Raw genomic sequence first — 16,408 nt, forward strand, 5'->3', positions numbered from 1 at the left:
AGCTGGGAGCCCGCTCAGCCGAAGTCGGCGTCCTAGAAGCTGCCGTCCTCGAAATCGTCGTCCTCGAAGCCGGCGTCGTCGGGCTCGTCCGCCGCCTCTGCGTCGAGCGCCGCGCGAACCACGCGGAGCGCGAGGCCCTCGGGGTAGCCGCGTCTGGCGAGCATGCCGGCCAGGCGGCGGATCCTGACCTGCCGGTCGAGATTCTGCGTCGAACGGAGCTTGCGCTCCACCAGGCGGTGGGCCGCGGCCTCCTCGTCGCCGGGATCCACCTCGGCGACGGCCTGTGCGACCAGCTCGCTGTCGACGCCCTTCGCACGCAGCTCGCCCGCGAGCGCGCGCCGCGCAAGACCCCGGTTGCGCTGACGCTGCTCGACCCAGCTGCGGGCGTACGCGGCGTCGTCGATGAGCCCAACCTCCTCGAGGCGGTCGAGCACGCCCTCCGCCACCTCGTCCGGGATCTCCTTGCGGCGCAGGGCGTCCGCCAGCTGGCGCCGGGTGCGCGCGGAGCCGGTGAGCAGCCGCAGGCAGATGTCACGGGCCCGGGAGGCGGGATCGCTCGGCTCCTCGGCAGCCGCTCCGCGCGCAGGCGCAGGCGATCCGACCGAGGCAGAGCGCCTGGCGCTGCGCCTCGCCGCAGGAGCAGCGGAAGGCGCGAAATCAACCTCGGGCTCAGGGGCGGCGGCAGTGGCGGAGACGGACTCCGTCCACGTGCCGCCGGCCCCGTTCGAGCTCCAGTCGCGGGGACCCCACCCGCTCTCGCTCGTCATCGGGCTCAGGCCTTGGCCTCCACCGGGACCGGAGCCGGCTCGGCGGCCTTGGCAGGCTCAGCAGCCTTGGCCGGCTCGGCCGCCTTGGCCTTCGAACCGCGCGCCGCCGGCGTCTTGGCCGCGGGGGCGGCCGGAGCGGCCTCGCCCACGGCGGGAGCGGCGCCCTCAGGAGTGTCCAGCTTGGGGCCGACGCCCAGCTTCTCCTTGATCTTCTTCTCGATCTCGTCCGCGAGATCCGGGTTGTCCCGGAGGAAGTTGCGGGCGTTCTCCTTGCCCTGGCCCAGCTGGTCGCCCTCGTAGGTGTACCAGGCGCCGGACTTGCGGATGAAGCCGTGCTCGACGCCCATGTCGATCAGGCCGCCCTCGCGGCTGATGCCCTGGCCGTAGATGATGTCGAACTCGGCCTGCTTGAACGGCGAGGCGACCTTGTTCTTGACGACCTTGACGCGGGTGCGGTTGCCGACCGCCTCCGTGCCGTCCTTCAGCGTCTCGATCCGGCGGATGTCGAGGCGGACCGAGGAGTAGAACTTCAGCGCGCGGCCACCCGTCGTCGTCTCCGGGGAGCCGAACATGACGCCGACCTTCTCACGCAGCTGGTTGATGAAGATCGCGGTGCACTTGGTCTGGCTCAGCGCACCGGTGATCTTGCGCAGGGCCTGGCTCATCAGACGCGCCTGCAGACCGACGTGGGAGTCGCCCATCTCGCCCTCGATCTCGGCGCGCGGCACCAGGGCCGCGACCGAGTCGACCACGATCAGATCGACCGCGCCGGAGCGGATCAGCATGTCCATGATCTCCAGCGCCTGCTCGCCGGTGTCCGGCTGCGAGACGAGGAGGGAGTCGGTGTCAACGCCGAGCTTCTTGGCGTAGTCGGGATCGAGCGCGTGCTCGGCGTCGATGAAGGCGACGACGCCGCCGAGCTTCTGCGCGCTGGCCACCGCATGCAGGGTGAGCGTGGTCTTACCGCTGGACTCGGGGCCGTAGACCTCGACCACGCGGCCACGCGGCAGCCCGCCGACGCCGAGAGCGATGTCAAGGGCGATCGAGCCGGTCGGGATCACCTCGATCGGCGCGCGCGCCTCGTCGCCGAGGCGCATCACGGAGCCCTTGCCGAATTGTCGCTCGATCTGCGCGAGGGCTGTTTCGAGTGCCCGCTCGCGGTCGTTCGCTGCCATGGGTGCCACCTTGGGGGTCTGTGTCTGTGCTGAGCGCTTCATCACCGAAGACGCTAGCGCGCACCACTGACAAACGGCCCTCGTTGAGCACAAGCCTGTGGATAACGTGCCGGAATCAAGTATAGGGAACGCGCGTTCGATTCTCGCGCATTCCGTGATTCCGCTCAGCCGGAGCACCCGGGCACGGAGGTGGGACTCCCGGCACAGTTGGTCGGATGGTTGCCGGTCACGGAGGCGCCCACGAGCGCTACCGTGCCCCCGTTGTTGAAGATGCCACCAGGGGCGACGGCGGCGCTGTTGCCGCTGACAGTGCCGCCCGTCAGGGTCAGGGTGCCGCCGTTGGCGATGCCGCCGGCCACGGAGGTGGTTGCGGTGTTGCCGCTGACGGTGCTGGCCAGCAGCGTCATGGTGCCGTGGTTGCTGATGCCGGCACTGACCGCGGCCGCGTTGCCCTTGACCAGCGCGGATTGCAGCGTCGCGGGGGCGGTGCCGGCGTTGAGGATGCCGCCGCCCGCACTGGCGGCGGTGTTGCCGCTGACGTCGCCGGCCAGCATCGTCAGTCTGCCGTTCGCTCCGATGAAGACGCCGCCACCGCTGTCGCCGGTGTTGCTTCCGACAGAGCTGGACTGCAGGGTCAGGGCGCTGCCGCTGAAGATACCGCCGCCGGAACCGGCGGCCGTGTTGTGCTGGACGCTGCTCGACCGCAGCGTCAGAGTGCCGCCTTTGAAGGAGGCGATTCCGCCGCCCACGCCGCCTGCGGTGTTGCCCGTCACCGTGCTCGACTGGAGCGTCACCGAACCCGCATTGATGCTCTGGATGCCGCCGCCGTCGCCAGGGGTGTTCCCGCCTCTGATTGTGGCGCCGTTGAGGGTGAGCTTGCCGCCGTCGACCCCGATGATGAAGAACTGCGGAGTGCCGGCCGCCGAGGAGCGCTCGATGGTGTCACCCGGAGCATTGACGGTGATGGCGGCCGTGACGGCCGGCAGCCCGGCGTCCGAGGAGTTGAACGGGCGGGTGAGCGTGTAGGTGCAGCCCGGGGCCAGGTTCAGGGTGCCTCCGCCCGAACTGTCGGCGGCACTGATCGCGGCGATCAGCGCGCTCACGCTGCAAGGAACGAACGTGGCAGCGCGGGCGGCGGTCGCCGGCAGCGCCGCCAGGCCCAGACCGAGGACGACGCCCGCCGCGAGGCGCCGGGGAGTCTGCAGATTCCGCATGGTGCTCCTAGGGAACTCACGGGCCGCCTGCGAGCCGAGCGGGATCAGAGCCCGTCAATTTCGGATATCACAGTCATATGAGCAGATCGCTCACTGTCCCCGCGCGGCTACACGTCCAGATGGACGATGCGCTCAGCCGGCGCGTCAGCCGGTGCGCTCAGCCCATGCGCTCAGCCGCCGTCCTCGGCGGTGCGGCCCCGCCGGGGCCCGGCCCCCCGTTGCTACTCCTGCTACTGCCGGGACGTGGGCACGCCCATCGACGCGCAGACCACGCGCCACACGTCCTTGGCCTCCCACCCGGCGTCCAGGGCCTGGTTGACGGTGCGGCCACCGAGCTCGCTCATCACATGGTCGGCAGCGAAGCTCTCCGCGTAGGCCGCACCGAAGTGGGCGTTCATCCTCTTCCAGAACTCGGTCAGACGCATGCGCCAATTATGACTCCGGGCGCGACCCACCCTCGGCGGCTGCTCACCCCGGCTCGGGAGGGCGCAGCTCACGGAGCGTCAGGGCGGTCAGGGCGAGCGCGTAGCCGCGCGGCGAGGTGACGTCGACGCCGATCAGCTCGCTGGCCCTGGCCAGCCGGTTGTCCACGGTGTTCGGATGCAGACCCAGCTCCCGCGCGGTGCCCCGGCGGTCCTGCTGGCGGGCCAGGTAGGCGCGGAGGGTGGCCAGCAGTTCAGGGCGTTCGGCGAGCGGGTCGAGCAGCGCGGCGAGCGCCCCGCTGCTCAGGTCAGGTCCCGCACGGCCGCCGTCACGAGGACCGCGACCAGGACGACCACGAGGAACGGCGCGCGGCGCCAGGCGGCGATCCCCGCGGCGGCGAGGCCCGCCGCACGGGCATCGACGGTGAGGCCGTGCGGAGCCTGGCCGAAGGTCTGCAGCGCCGTCAGCGCGGCCAGCAGCGCGATCGGCGCGAGCGCGGCGAAGCGCCGGACGACCGGGCGGTCCAGCAGGCCCGCAGGGACCGAGAGACCGAGCAGCTTGAAGGCGTAGCAGCCCACCGCCGTCCCCAGGATGGCCAGCCAGGTCGTGCTCATCGTGCGTGCTCCTCTGCCTTCTCGTTGTTCTCGTTCTTCTTCGTGCGCGTGCGCGTGCGCGCCGAGCGGGCGAAGGCCACCGCCGGGACGGCTGCCAGTGCGACGAGCACCGGCATGCCCGCAGGCAGGAAGGTCACCGCCACCAGCGCCAGCAGCGCCCCGAGCAGGGCGACCGCCCGCTCCTCGCCGCCCTCGCGCAGCCGCGGAGCCAGCAGGGCCAGGAAGACCGCCGGGCCGGCGACGTCCAGTCCGTAGCGCGAGGTGTCACCCAGCGCGTCGGCGCCGATCGCCCCCGCGAAGGTGGTCGCGTTCCAGACCGCGTAGAGGCAGACGCCCGTCACCGTGAAGCCGAGCCGCGCCGAGCGGCGGTCGGGCTGGACGAGCGCCACGGCGGCGGTCTCGTCGATCACCGCCTGCGCCGCGAACGGCCGTACCCAACGTGGCAGTTGCAGTCGCTCCCCGAGCCGCATGCCGTAGAAGCTGTTCCGCACGCCGAGAAAGAGCGCGCCCGCCACCGCGGCGAACGGTGCGGCACCTGCCGCCAACGAGCCGACCAGCGCGAACTGCGAGGCCCCGGTGAAGACGAGCAGGCTCAGTGCGCAGATCTGCCACACCGTGAGGTGCGCGGCCGCGCCGGTGACCCCGAACGCGACGCCGGAGACGCCGACCGCGAGACCCACCGCGAGCGAGTCCCGCACCACGGCCCGGTCGGGCCGGCCGGGCCGGCCGGAGGCAGCAGCGACAGCGGCGCTGCGCGTTTCTTCGATGTCTTCGACGTCTTCTCGGCCGTGCTGCAGAGCGGTCATACGCTCATCCTGCGGGTGATCGACCGATCGTTTCTTGTACGTTCTTGCGCACCCGACGGTACGCACCGGGCGGCACGCCCATGATGCGCCTGAAGTGCCGGGTCAGGTGGGCCTGGTCGACGAAGCCCACGGCCACCGCCACGTCCGCCGGTGAGGCGCCGGTGTCCAGCATCGCGCGTGCCGTCCGCACGCGTTGCTGGGTGAGCCAGGCGTGCGGCGGCAGTCCGTACGTCTCCCGGAAGGCGCGGAGCAGCGGAAACGGGCGCGCGCCGACCGCGTCGGCCAGCTCCTCCAGCGTGGGCGGCTCCTCCAGCCGCGCCACCAGCAGGTCGCGCGCGGCCGTCGCGGCGCCGAGCACGCCGCCGGCGGCGGAGCGGATCAGGCGCTGCGAGGAGTGCTGCCGCACCGCCCGCGCGAGCGCGAGCCGCAGGAAGGTGCTGGCCGCCAGCACCTGGTTCTGTTCGGCGGCCCGGTGGGTCTGCTGCACCAGCCGGGTCAGCTCGTCGTCGTGGACGACGGCCGTGCCGAAGCCCGGCGAGCCCGGTGCCGCGCCCAACTCGGCGGCGACGGAGGCGAGCTGAGCCGAACTCGGATAGAGCACCTGGTAGCTCCAGCCGTCCGGCACCCCGGCGTGCCCGGTGTGCACGCGGTCCGGTTCGACGAGCGCGACGCTGCCTGCGGGGGCGACCTCCAGGCCGCCCCGGTAGTGGAAGGCCTCGACCCCGGCGGTGATGGAGGCGAGGACGTACCCGTCGTGCGTGTGCTTGCCGAAGGAGTGGCGGACGTAGTGGGCCCGCAGCAGATCGACGCCGGGCAGGGCCGGATGCTGCCAGTAGTGGGCACTCTCTTCGTTCATGCTCTTCCACTCACGACGCGGCCTCCCTGCCTGCCAGTCTGGCACGCAGGAAGGCCGCCGCCGAGGCGTCGTCCACGATGCGGGAGCGGTCGGCGACCGGGCGGTGGGGCACCTCCTCGGATGCTCCACCGGTTCACCCGCCTGACCCGCCGCACCGGCTCAGGCCTCCGCGAGCGCGCTCTCGTGCAGGTCCTTACGGCTGAGCGTCAGGAAGGCGATCAGCGCGCCGAGACCGGCCACGCCGCCGCAGATCAGCAGCACGTCGCCGAGGCCGTGCACGAACGCCGAGCGGGCCGCCTCCGCCACGGTCTGCCGCATGGCCGCCGGAACGGTTCGCGCCAACTGGTCCCCGGCCCCTGCCGCGACGGCCTGCCTGGCGGTCTCGCTCGCGCCGGGCACGGACGAGGCGAAGGCGTCGCCGACCCGGTGCTGGAAGAGCGCGCCGAAGCCCGCGATCCCGATGGCGATGCCGACCTGCTGGAAGGTCTCACCCATCCCCGCCGCCATCCCGGCGCGGGCGGGCTCGGCGACCCCGATGGAGATGGAGGCGCGCGGCGGGTTGAACATGCCCATCCCGGCTCCGGTCACGATCAGGCTCGGCAGCATCGCCGTCCAGCCGCTGTGCACGTCGACCAGCCGGACGAGCACCAGCCCGACCGCGATCAGTGTGAGCGACACCCCGACCAGGACCCGGGGCGGCACCGCGACGGTCAGGCTGCCGGTCACCGCGGCGGCCACGAAGAGCATCAGCGTCAGCGGCAGGAAGCGCAGGCCGGCCTCCCAGGGCGAGGAGCCGATCACGTTCTGCATGTAGGAGACCTCAAGGAAGATCGCGGACATGCCCGCGGCGTTGCCGAGGAACGTCGCCACCGAGATCCCGTTGAAGGTGCGGATCCGGAAGAGCGAGAGATCGAGCATGGCCGCCGCGCCCGCCCGCCGCTCGACCAGGACGAAGATCGCGAGCAGCACCACCCCGCCGGCGAAGAGGGAGAGGATCAGCGGGCTGGTCCAGCCCTCCGCCTCGCCCCGCAGGAAGCCGAGCACGAGCATGGAGAGCGCGACCGAGAAGAGCGTCAGGCCGACCCAGTCCACCCGGTGGGCGCCCGGCTCCCGGGACTCACGCATCCGGAGGACTCCGAGGACCATCGCGGCCACCCCGATCGGGACGTTGATCAGGAAGATCCACCGCCAGCCGACGCCGCTGGTCAGTCCTCCGCCGATCAGCGGACCGAAGGCGATCGCGAGACCCGAGACGCCGCCGAAGACGCCGAAGGCCTTCGCCCGGTCCTTGCCCCGGAACTCCTGGCCGATCAGCGCCGGCCCGACGGCGAAGAGCACGGCCCCGCCGACGCCCTGAAGCCCACGGGCGACGTTGAGCGCGACGATGTCGGGCGCCGCCCCGCAGGCCAGCGAAGCGGCGGTGAAGAGGCCGAATCCGGCGATGAAGACCCGCTTGCGGCCGAGCCGGTCGGCGAGCGAGCCACCGGTCAGCAGGAAGGCGGCGAGCGTCAGCGCGTAGGCGTCGAGGACCCACTGCAGGCCGGAGAAGTCGGCGTGCAGCGCGTTGCGCAGGTCCGGGAGTGCGACGTTCACGACGGTGAGGTCGAGCATCAGCATGAAGGTCGCGATCGAGACGATCGCGAGCGTCCAGCCGCGCCCTGGTGTTCGGGCGGCGGCACCGGGCGGTGGTGAGCCGGGCTGCGTTGAACCGGGAGCAGCGGACGCCTCGGCTGGTGTGTGGATGGAAGCGGACATGGGTGTCCCCCTGAGCAGAAGGGCATGACAGGACCAGGAAGAGAACGCGAGCATTTGCTCGCATATCCCGCTTCTGAGATTACGAGTGATTGCTCGCATTCGTCAACGCGCCCTACCATCGGCAGGGTGAGCGCCGAGACCACCACCCCCGCCCAGCCCGCAGAAGCTGCAGCCGCCGAGCCCGACGCCGAGCGGCCCAGGCGTCGTCAGGCGCGCGGTGAGCGCCGGATCGCCCAGCTGCTCCAGGCCGCGGGCGAGGTCTTCGTCGAGTCCGGATACTCGGCCACCACGACCAATGCCATCGCCGCCCGGGCCGGCGTCTCCCCCGGCTCGCTCTACCAGTACTTTCCGAACAAGGACGCGATCGCTGCCGCTCTGGCCGGCGCCTACGCCGATCAACTGGACGAGCTGCTGGCCCCGTTCGCGGTGGTGGATCCGGTGCTCACCCCGCTGGACGCGGCCCTGACCGGCGCGCTCGGCCCGATCGTCGCGTTCCACCGGGACAACCCGGCCTGCCTGGTGCTCTTCGTCGGCGGCGACACCCCCGCGCACGTCGTCGACCTGCAGGCTCCACTCGTCGCGCGGACCCACGCCAGGATCGCGGCGCTGCTGGCCATCTACGCGCCGCAGCTCCCCGACTCGGAGTTGCGACTGGCCGCGACGGTGACCCTGGCCGCCTACAAGGGAGTGCTTCCGCTTCTTGTCGCGGCCGAGGAGGCGCAGGTCCCTGCGCTGACCGCGGAGCTGTGCGCGCTCCTGCTCGGCTACTTCGAACAGCTGACCAAGCGCGGCACCCGGTAAGTCGCCCCCCGGCTGCTCAGCGCACGTCGACCAGCCCGTAGCCGTAGTACGCGCCGCCGGGGCAGTCCTTGCCACCGGGCTTGTGCGACGGGCAACCGAGCGGCAGCGCCTGCTGTTCCAGCAGGCGCGCGAGGGCCGCACCCCGGACGCCCGGGTGCCGCGCGGCCTCGACCGCCGCGACACCGCTGACGTGCGCCGCCGCCATGGAGGTCCCGGCCAGGGCCGCGTAGCGGCCACCGGGCCAGTCGGAGACGACGGCTTGGGCCATCCCACCGTCCGGGTCACCGCCCGGGGCCGCGAGGGCGACCTGCCCGCTGCCCCAGTTGGAGTACGCGGCCAGACTGCCGTCCTGCACCAAAGCGCTCACGTCCAGCACGCCCGGCAGGCCGCCGGGCAGGCGGATGCACTCCTTGCCCAGGTGGCGCACCGCGGCGGTGCCGCCGTCGGTGCGGTCGTTCGGACTCCGGTCGTCGACGCGCGGGCCGCCCAGGTCCTGGGCGTCGTTCCCGGCGGAGGCGACGACCAGCACGCCCTTGCCCTGCGCGTACCGGACGGCGCGGCCGACGGCGGCGATGACGGCCGCCTGGTCGGCGTTCTCGGGGCAGTTGTACTTCCACGGGTCCGCGAAGTAGCTGTCGTTGATCACCTGGGCGCCGTGGTCGGCCGCCCAGAGGAAGCCGCAGACGATGTTCTCGCCGTAGTACTGCCCGGCGTCGCCCAGCAGCCGCACAGCCGCTATCCGCGCACCGGGCGCGACGCCGACGACGCCCTGGCCGGGCCGGTTCGCCGCGATGATCCCGCTGACGTGCGTGCCGTGCCCGCTCTCGCCGAGCCCGGCGTCCGGGCGCCAGGCACCGGCCCTGGTGTCCGGCGAGCCGGTCGCGCAGGAGACGGAGCGGCTCGGATCGACGGCGCTGCGCAGGTCCGGGTGGGTGTCGTCGACGCCGGAGTCGAGCACAGCGACGACGACATTGCTGAGCGCCGCGGCGTCGGCGTCGGAGAGGCGGGTGCTCTCGCCCACCATGGTCTGGTTCCACTGGGTCCGGCCGTGCGGGTCGGCGGCCATCGGGATGTCGTCCGCACGGGCCCCGGTGGTCGCGTCCGCGACGGCCGAGCGCTCGGCGGCGGCCGCCTGGACCATGAGCCCGGCGCTGACGCCCCTCGGGTCCGGCACCGGCGCGGTCCGGCTCGCGCCGGCCGCGGCGATGCCGTTGTGTTCACGCACCCGGATGCCGAAGTCGGTGGCGGAGGCGAAGGCGAGGACCACGCCGATCTGGGGGTACTCCTGCCCGACGACCCCCTCCTCGGCGCGGATCGCGTCGTCGGCGGCGGCGATCCCGCCGGCGTCGGGCCGCGTGGCGACGACGAGGTAGGCGAGGTAGAGGCGACCGGTGCCGCCGACGTAGGGGACGGCGCCGCCGAGCAGCAGCGTCACCAACGCGAGCACGACGGCGCAGCGCGCCGTCGCGGATCGCAGGCCCTTCGCGACACGCGCCACCAGGCCTCCACGGTTCGGGGCGCGGAAGCTGCGCCCTGGGCAGGGATATTCATACGATATGGATCACTTTGTCCCCTCGCCTGTTCAGCTGCGCCGACCGGGGACACGCAGCGCTTCCCTTCGCTCCCGCCTGTAGTTGCACCTCCGGAGGCGCGGATCTCTGCCGATGCACGGCTCCGCCGCATGAGCGCGTCAGGTCACAACGGGGCGCTGGTTGCACCTCCAGGGGCGCGGGGCTCTGCTTGATTCACTGCGTGCGCGACAAGCCACTGACACGCGGAAGGTCCTCAACGTTCAGGGCCATCCGCACAGGGGGGTTACTCGCGCAGTTCCTCGCGCCCCCGGAGGTGCAACCAGAGGTGGCGGCAAAAGCGGAGCCGTCTGCGGTTTGTCAGTGCCGCACGGCACGATGGGCGCATGGCACGCGCGAAACCCGAAACCGCCCTCGCAGGCTTCTCCGCGCCCACCCGCGCGTGGTTCGAGGGCGCGTTTCCCGCGCCCACCTCCGCGCAGGAGGGCGCGTGGCGGGCCATCGACGCGGGAAGCGACGTGCTGGTGGTCGCGCCGACGGGCTCGGGCAAGACCCTGGCCGCGTTCCTCTCCGCGCTGGACGGGCTCGCGTCCACGCCGCCGCCCGCCGAGGCCAAGCGCCGTTGCCGCGTGCTCTACGTCTCGCCGCTGAAGGCGCTCGCCGTCGACGTGCAGCGCAATCTCCGCGCGCCGCTCGCGGGCCTGCGGCAGGCGTCGGTCCGGCTCGGGCTGCCGGAGCCGGAGATCGAGGTCGCGATCCGCTCCGGCGACACCCCGCCGGCCGAGCGGCGCCGTTTCGCGACGCATCCGCCGGACATCCTGATCACCACCCCCGAGTCGCTCTTCCTGCTGCTCACCTCCGCCGCGCGCGACGCACTCAGGGGCGTGGAGACGGTCATCCTCGACGAGGTCCACGCCGTCGCAGGCACCAAGCGCGGCGCGCACCTCGCGCTGACCCTCGAGCGGCTCGACGAGCTGCTGCCCGCCCCCGCTCGCCGCATCGGGCTCTCCGCCACCGTCCGACCGGTCGAGGAGGTCGCCCGCTTCCTGAGCCCCAGCCGGCAGGTGACGATCGTCCAGCCGCCGTCAGAGAAGCAGTTCGACCTCTCCGTCATCGTCCCCGTCGAGGATCTGGGCGAGCTCTCAGGTGGGCGCGGCACGAAGGAGGACGAACCGGAGCGGGCCGCGTCCATCTGGCCGCACGTCGAGGAGAGGATCACCGATCTCGTCCAGGCGCACCGCTCGACGATCGTCTTCGCCAACTCCCGCCGTCTCGCCGAGCGTCTCTGCAACCGCCTCAACGAGATCGCCCTCGAACGCGCCACCGGCGAGGCCCTGCCCGCCGACCACGCCCCGGCCGTGACGATGGCTCAGGCCGGGGCCGCCAAGGGCGCGCCCCCCGTGCTGGCCCGCGCGCACCACGGCTCGGTCTCCAAGGAGCAGCGCGCCGACGTCGAGGAGCAGCTGAAGTCCGGTCGCCTGCCCGCCGTCGTCGCGACGTCCAGCCTGGAGCTCGGCATCGACATGGGCGCGGTCGACCTGGTGGTGCAGGTCGAGTCGCCGCCCTCGGTCGCCTCTGGGCTGCAGCGGGTCGGCCGGGCCGGGCATCAGGTCGGCGCGGTGTCGACCGGCGTCGTCTTCCCCAAGTACCGGGGGGATCTGGTCCAGTCCGCCGTCGTCACCGAGCGGATGCGGGCCGGCGCGATCGAGGCGCTGCGGGTGCCGCGCAATCCGCTCGACGTCCTGGCCCAGCAGATCGTCGCGATCACGGCGATGGACAGCTGGGACGTCGAGGAGTTGCTGACCCTGGTCCGCCGCGCCGCGCCCTTCGCGTCGCTGCCGCACTCGGCCTACGAGGGCGTGCTGGACATGCTGGCCGGGCGGTATCCGTCCGACGCCTTCGCCGAGCTGCGTCCGCGCATCGTCTGGGACCGCGTCACCGGCACGGTCTCGGCCCGCCCCGGCGCGCAGCGGCTCGCGGTGACCTCCGGCGGCACGATCCCCGACCGCGGGCTCTTCGGCGTCTTCCTGGCCGGGGCCGACCCGAAGAAGGGCGGCGGCCGCGTCGGTGAGCTGGACGAGGAGATGGTCTACGAGTCGCGGGTCGGTGACGTCTTCACCCTCGGCACCAGCTCCTGGCGGATCGAGGACATCACCCACGACAAGGTGCTCGTCTCCCCCGCCCCCGGCGTCCCCGGCAAGCTGCCGTTCTGGCACGGCGACGCGCTCGGCCGCCCCCTGGAGCTCGGCCGCGCCGTCGGCGGCTTCCTCCGCGAGGTCGCCGCACTGCCCGCCGACAAGGCGACGACGCGGCTGGCCGCCGCCGGGCTGGACGCGTGGGCCGCGAGCAATCTGCTCAACTATCTCGCCGAGCAGCGCCAGGCGACCGGCCACCTTCCGGATGATCGAACGATCGTGGTCGAGCGTTTCCGTGACGAACTGGGCGACTGGCGGATCGCCGTGCACTCGCCCTTCGGCGCCCAGGTGCACGCGCCGTGGGCGCTCGCGCTGGGCGCACGCCTGGCCGAGCGCCACGGCATGGACGCCCAGGTCATGCACGCCGACGACGGCATCGTGCTGCGGCTGCCCGACGTCGACCTGCTCGACTTCCCCGACCCGGACCGGCCGGCGGCCTCGGCAGGCGCGGACGAGGCGCCGGTCGGCGCGGACGCCGTCGTCTTCGACGCCACGACGGTCGAGCAGACCGTCACCGACCAGGTCGGCGGGTCCGCGCTCTTCGCCGCGCGCTTCCGCGAGTGCGCCGCCCGAGCGCTGCTACTGCCGAGGCGCAGTCCCGGCCGCCGCACGCCACTCTGGCAGCAGCGCCAGCGGGCCGCGCAACTGCTGTCGGTGGCGGCCGAGTTCGGTTCGTTCCCGATCGTGCTGGAGGCCGTTCGCGAGTGCCTCCAGGACGTCTTCGACGTCCCCGGCCTGGTCGAGCTGATGCAGGACATCGAGACGCGCAAGGTCCGCATCGTCGAGGTGACCACGCCCGAGCCCTCCCCCTTCGCCCGCTCGCTGCTCTTCGGCTACGTCGCCCAGTTCCTCTACGAGGGCGACTCCCCGCTCGCCGAGCGCCGCGCCTCCGCGCTCGCGCTCGACTCGCGCCTGCTGGCGGAACTGCTCGGCCAGGCGGAGCTGCGCGAACTGCTGGACGAGGGCGTGCTCGCCGAGCTGGAGGCCGAGCTCCAGCGGCTCACCCCCGAGCGCCGGATCAGGGACCTCGAGGGCGTCGCCGACGCCCTGCGGCTGCTCGGCCCGCTCTCCGACGCCGAGCTCGCCGAACGCGGCGCGGAGCCCGGCTGGGCGCGCGAGCTCCAGGCCCAGCGGCGGGTCATCGACGTGCGGATCGCGGGCGAGCAGCGCTGGGCCGCGATCGAGGACGCAGGCCGACTGCGCGACGCGCTCGGCACGCCCCTCCCGGTGGGAGTGCCGGAGGCGTTCACGGAGCCGGTCAAGGACCCCCTCGCCGATCTGCTCGCCCGCCACGCGCGCACGCATGGCCCGTTCACCGTCGCCGACGCCGCCACGCGGCTCGGACTTGGCCCGGCCGTCGTGCTCGGCACCCTGCAGAGGCTCGCGGCGGGCGGCCGCGTCGTCCAGGGCGAGTTCCGGCCCGGCGGCTCCGGCACGGAATGGTGCGACGCCGAGGTGCTGCGGCGGCTGCGGCGGCGCTCGCTGGCGGCACTCCGGCATGAGGTCGAGCCGGTCCCGCCGCGAGCGCTGGCGACGTTCCTGCCGCAGTGGCAGCACCTCGGCGGCGGGAACCGCCTACGAGGCGTGGACGGCCTGCTCCGCGCTGTCGAACAGCTCCAGGGCGCGCCGGTGCCGGCCTCCGCGTTGGAGCGGCTGGTGCTTCCGGGCCGCGTCGCCGACTACAGCCCGGCCCTGCTCGACGAGCTGACCGCCTCGGGCGAGCTGCTCTGGGCGGGCGTCGGCGCACTGCCGGGCAAGGACGGCTGGATCGCCCTCCACCCGGCGGACGCCGCCCCGCTGCTGCTGCCGGAGCCACTGGAGCTGGAGCTCACCCCCCTGCACTACGCGGTACTGGCAGCGCTGGCCCCCGGCTACGGGCTCTTCTTCCGCCAGCTGGCCGACCAGGTCACCCAGCAGCTGCCGGGTACGGTCACGCCTCCCGCCGAGCTGGCGACGGCCTTGTGGGACCTGACCTGGTCCGGCCGGGTCACCAACGACACCCTGGCACCGTTGCGCGCACTGCTCGGCTCCGGCCGCACGCCGGGCTCGACGGCCCACCGCGCCCCCCGCGCGACGCCACGCGCCCGCTACGGCGGCTCCCGCCCGCTCCCCCGCGCCGCTTCACTCCCCACGACGGCGGGCCGCTGGTCGCTGCTGCCCACCCCGCTCCAGGATCCGACCCAGCGGGCACACGCGCTGGCGCAGACGCTGCTGGACCGACACGGGGTGGTGACCAGGGGTGCGGTCCAGGCCGAGCGGGCGCCGGGCGGCTTCGCCGGCGTGTACCGAGTGCTGTCGGCCTTCGAGGACACCGGGCGCACGCGTCGCGGCTACGTGGTGGACGGGCTGGGCGCGGCGCAGTTCGCCTCCGACGGCGCGATCGACCGCCTGCGCGCGGTGAGCGCGGCGCTGGAGCGCCGCGCCGAGGCGGGCGTGGCGGAGGCCCCCGACGCGGTCGTCCTGGCCGCCGCCGACCCGGCGAACGCGTACGGCGCGGCGCTGCCGTGGCCTGAACCCCCCGGCGGCGCGGCCTCCTCCCACAAACCCGGCCGCAAGGCGGGCGCGCTCGTCGCGCTCGTCGACGGCGAGCTCGTCGCCTACGTGGAACGCGGCGGCAAGACGCTGTTGTCGTGGGCGGCGGATCACCAACGCCTGGGCCACGCGGCGACGGCGCTGGCTCGTGCCGTCCACGAGGGAGCCTTGAGGGATTTGATGATCGAACGCATCAACGGCGAACCCGCGCTGACCTCCGCGCTCAGCCCCGTCCTGGAATCCGCGGGTTTCCTGCCAACCCCGAGGGGCCTCCGCCTTCGCAGCTGAGGGTGCGTTGCACCTCCAGGGGCGCGAGGAACTGCGCGACAAGCCACTGACACGCGGATGGTCCTCAACGTTCAGGGCCATCCGCACAGGGGGGTTACTCGCGCAGTTCCCCGCGCCCCTGGAGGTGCAACTTCCCTCGTCGTGAACTGTGCTTCATCGCGTGCACCGGCAACAGGCTGAGGTTCCAGCCGCCCGCGAACATCAGGCCCAGGCCGGCGTCGGTGTGGTCCGTCAGCAACAGCGCCCACGCGCCCGCGCTCAGCAGCGCGCAGACGACCCACGTCAGCGGACTTCGCCGGGGTATCGACACCACGAACCCTCCCGAACTGGGACGACAAGGTCATCGTATCCACGCGCAGCGCAAACGGCCCCTCCCCGCAGCCAACCAGTGACTCGGGGAGGGGCCGTCCAGCTCGGTTCAGCTCAGCGGCTACGCCGCGACGACATCCATCGCGCTTGCCTTCGGTACGAGCGACGGCACGCGCTCGGCCGGAGGCACGGAGACCGGCTCCAGCAGCGAGGGGCGTACCGCCTCGCCCGCGGCCAGCTCCGCGAGCGAGAGCTCGTCGCTCACCTCGCGCATGACCTCGGACATACGCACGTCAAGGGCGTCACAGATCGCGGAGAGCAGCTCGGACGAGGCCTCCTTCTGTCCACGCTCGACCTCGGAGAGGTATCCGAGCGAGACCCGCGCGGCAGCCGACACCTCGCGCAGGGTGCGGCCCTGGCGCTGGCGCTGCCGACGCAGCACGTCACCCAACAGACGACGGAGCAGGATCATCGGGTGCTCCCTCCTAGGACCGCGGCTTGAGACCTCACAGCCCCACCGTACCGCCTGCCCCGCATCACGTGCGGGGAGCCTGGTCGTGTTCACTCTGGGCTGCATCCATGGCCCCTCCCCTGTTGTTCGCGGTATGGCCCGCGAATCTTTCCGGCCCGTCCCTTGTGTTCTTCCCGGTAGGAGCACCTTTCCTAACCCACCGGTTTGCCCTCCAGCGCCTGTGCGAGCAGTTCCACAGCGGCCGAAACAGCCTTGCGTCGGATTGTGACACGATCCCCTGACAAGTGGAGCGAAGAGACTGATTCTCCACCCGCACTCGAAACCGCCACGAAAACCGTGCCGACCGGGTGCCCGTCCTGCGAGTCAGGACCCGCTACACCCGTGGTCGCGAGACCGAAGTCCGCTCCCATCAGCGTCCGGACACCGGTTGCCATCTGGGCCGCGACATCCCGGTCCACCGCGCCGCGCGCGGCCAGCAGGCCGGCGTCGACGCCGAGGACGGAGCCCTTGAGCTCGGTGGCGTAGGCCGTCACCGAGCCCCGGAACGCCTTCGACGCTCCTGGGACGGCCACAAACTCTGCCGCCAGCAGACCGCCCGTCAGCGACTCGGCGACCGCCAGTGTCGCGCCCGCACGCACCAGCGCCGCGAGAACCTCGTCGGCGCCGCTCACG

Annotated in this window: 15 protein-coding genes; 2 read left to right on the plus strand and 13 right to left on the minus strand. The window is 72.7% G+C overall.

From position 1 onward, the window contains the following. Window positions 1-32 precede the first annotated feature (32 nt). The 9 genes from ABIA32_RS26330 to ABIA32_RS26370 form a co-directional block, all read right to left on the minus strand. The gene (locus ABIA32_RS26330) at window positions 33-767 is read right to left on the minus strand and encodes a regulatory protein RecX (protein ID WP_370100347.1); all 735 of its coding nucleotides are present in this window, start codon (window positions 765-767) and stop codon (window positions 33-35) included. 5 nt (window positions 768-772) lie between these two features. Beyond that, the gene (gene recA / locus ABIA32_RS26335; RefSeq protein WP_370100350.1) at window positions 773-1,942 is read right to left on the minus strand and encodes a recombinase RecA; all 1,170 of its coding nucleotides are present in this window, start codon (window positions 1,940-1,942) and stop codon (window positions 773-775) included. Between the two features lie 164 nt (window positions 1,943-2,106). Next, the gene (locus tag ABIA32_RS26340; RefSeq protein ID WP_370100353.1) at window positions 2,107-3,156 is read right to left on the minus strand and encodes a right-handed parallel beta-helix repeat-containing protein; all 1,050 of its coding nucleotides are present in this window, start codon (window positions 3,154-3,156) and stop codon (window positions 2,107-2,109) included. Between the two features lie 230 nt (window positions 3,157-3,386). Next, a complete protein-coding gene (locus tag ABIA32_RS26345) occupies window positions 3,387-3,581 on the minus strand; it encodes a DUF3046 domain-containing protein (RefSeq protein ID WP_370100355.1) in 195 nt (64 codons plus the stop codon). Window positions 3,582-3,624: 43 nt separating this feature from the next. Continuing rightward, window positions 3,625-3,957, minus strand: a complete 333-nt coding sequence (locus ABIA32_RS26350; protein WP_370100426.1) for a helix-turn-helix domain-containing protein — start codon at window positions 3,955-3,957, stop codon at window positions 3,625-3,627. Continuing rightward, window positions 3,882-4,193, minus strand: a complete 312-nt coding sequence (locus ABIA32_RS26355; protein WP_370100358.1) for an AzlD domain-containing protein — start codon at window positions 4,191-4,193, stop codon at window positions 3,882-3,884. Before ABIA32_RS26355 ends, ABIA32_RS26350 begins: the two co-directional genes overlap by 76 nt. Continuing rightward, a complete protein-coding gene (locus ABIA32_RS26360; RefSeq protein WP_370100360.1) occupies window positions 4,190-4,999 on the minus strand; it encodes an AzlC family ABC transporter permease in 810 nt (269 codons plus the stop codon). The genes ABIA32_RS26355 and ABIA32_RS26360 overlap by 4 nt, the downstream gene beginning before the upstream one ends. Window positions 5,000-5,003: 4 nt before the next feature. Further along, a complete protein-coding gene (locus ABIA32_RS26365; protein ID WP_370100363.1) occupies window positions 5,004-5,855 on the minus strand; it encodes an AraC family ligand binding domain-containing protein in 852 nt (283 codons plus the stop codon). 159 nt (window positions 5,856-6,014) lie between these two features. Next, window positions 6,015-7,610, minus strand: coding sequence for an MFS transporter (locus tag ABIA32_RS26370; protein WP_370100366.1), 1,596 nt, complete (start codon window positions 7,608-7,610; stop codon window positions 6,015-6,017). A gap of 126 nt (window positions 7,611-7,736) precedes the next feature. On the opposite strand from ABIA32_RS26370, the gene ABIA32_RS26375 reads away from it, so the two are divergent. Further along, on the plus strand, window positions 7,737-8,411 hold the full coding sequence (locus tag ABIA32_RS26375; protein ID WP_370100369.1) for a TetR/AcrR family transcriptional regulator: 675 nt from the start codon (window positions 7,737-7,739) through the stop codon (window positions 8,409-8,411). 16 nt (window positions 8,412-8,427) lie between these two features. Here the strand turns inward: ABIA32_RS26375 and ABIA32_RS26380 are convergent, their stop codons facing one another. After that, complete coding sequence (locus ABIA32_RS26380; RefSeq protein WP_370100372.1) at window positions 8,428-9,909, minus strand: S8 family serine peptidase; 1,482 nt, start codon at window positions 9,907-9,909, stop codon at window positions 8,428-8,430. 417 nt (window positions 9,910-10,326) lie between these two features. Between ABIA32_RS26380 and ABIA32_RS26385 the strand changes: the two genes are divergently transcribed. Beyond that, window positions 10,327-14,955, plus strand: a complete 4,629-nt coding sequence (locus ABIA32_RS26385) for an ATP-dependent helicase (protein ID WP_370100374.1) — start codon at window positions 10,327-10,329, stop codon at window positions 14,953-14,955. Between the two features lie 94 nt (window positions 14,956-15,049). Here ABIA32_RS26385 and ABIA32_RS26390 read toward each other — a convergent pair whose 3' ends face one another. The 3 genes from ABIA32_RS26390 to ABIA32_RS26400 all read right to left on the minus strand — a co-directional run bounded on the left by ABIA32_RS26390 (window position 15,050) and on the right by ABIA32_RS26400 (window position 16,407). Then, entirely contained in the window at window positions 15,050-15,268 is a 219-nt protein-coding gene (locus ABIA32_RS26390; protein ID WP_370100377.1) for a hypothetical protein, read from the minus strand. 117 nt (window positions 15,269-15,385) lie between these two features. Next, window positions 15,386-15,736, minus strand: coding sequence for a helix-turn-helix domain-containing protein (locus ABIA32_RS26395; RefSeq protein WP_370100379.1), 351 nt, complete (start codon window positions 15,734-15,736; stop codon window positions 15,386-15,388). A gap of 191 nt (window positions 15,737-15,927) precedes the next feature. Further along, window positions 15,928-16,407, minus strand: a complete 480-nt coding sequence (locus ABIA32_RS26400; RefSeq protein ID WP_370100381.1) for a CinA family protein — start codon at window positions 16,405-16,407, stop codon at window positions 15,928-15,930. Between the last annotated feature and the right edge of the window lies 1 nt (window position 16,408).

Origin of the sequence: Streptacidiphilus sp. MAP12-20, assembly GCF_041262525.1 — a bacterium.
Lineage (GTDB): Bacteria > Actinomycetota > Actinomycetes > Streptomycetales > Streptomycetaceae > Streptacidiphilus.

Excerpts from the sequence above, each read along its gene's own strand:
- ABIA32_RS26330 (WP_370100347.1), bottom strand. The coding sequence starts at position 767 with ATGACGAGCGAGAGCGGGTGGGGTCCCCGCGACTGGAGCTCGAACGGG.
- recA (WP_370100350.1), bottom strand. The coding sequence starts at position 1,942 with ATGGCAGCGAACGACCGCGAGCGGGCACTCGAAACAGCCCTCGCGCAG.
- ABIA32_RS26340 (WP_370100353.1), bottom strand. The coding sequence starts at position 3,156 with ATGCGGAATCTGCAGACTCCCCGGCGCCTCGCGGCGGGCGTCGTCCTC.
- ABIA32_RS26345 (WP_370100355.1), bottom strand. The coding sequence starts at position 3,581 with ATGCGTCTGACCGAGTTCTGGAAGAGGATGAACGCCCACTTCGGTGCG.
- ABIA32_RS26355 (WP_370100358.1), bottom strand. The coding sequence starts at position 4,193 with ATGAGCACGACCTGGCTGGCCATCCTGGGGACGGCGGTGGGCTGCTAC.
- ABIA32_RS26360 (WP_370100360.1), bottom strand. The coding sequence starts at position 4,999 with ATGACCGCTCTGCAGCACGGCCGAGAAGACGTCGAAGACATCGAAGAA.
- ABIA32_RS26365 (WP_370100363.1), bottom strand. The coding sequence starts at position 5,855 with ATGAACGAAGAGAGTGCCCACTACTGGCAGCATCCGGCCCTGCCCGGC.
- ABIA32_RS26370 (WP_370100366.1), bottom strand. The coding sequence starts at position 7,610 with ATGTCCGCTTCCATCCACACACCAGCCGAGGCGTCCGCTGCTCCCGGT.
- ABIA32_RS26385 (WP_370100374.1), top strand. The coding sequence starts at position 10,327 with ATGGCACGCGCGAAACCCGAAACCGCCCTCGCAGGCTTCTCCGCGCCC.
- ABIA32_RS26395 (WP_370100379.1), bottom strand. The coding sequence starts at position 15,736 with ATGATCCTGCTCCGTCGTCTGTTGGGTGACGTGCTGCGTCGGCAGCGC.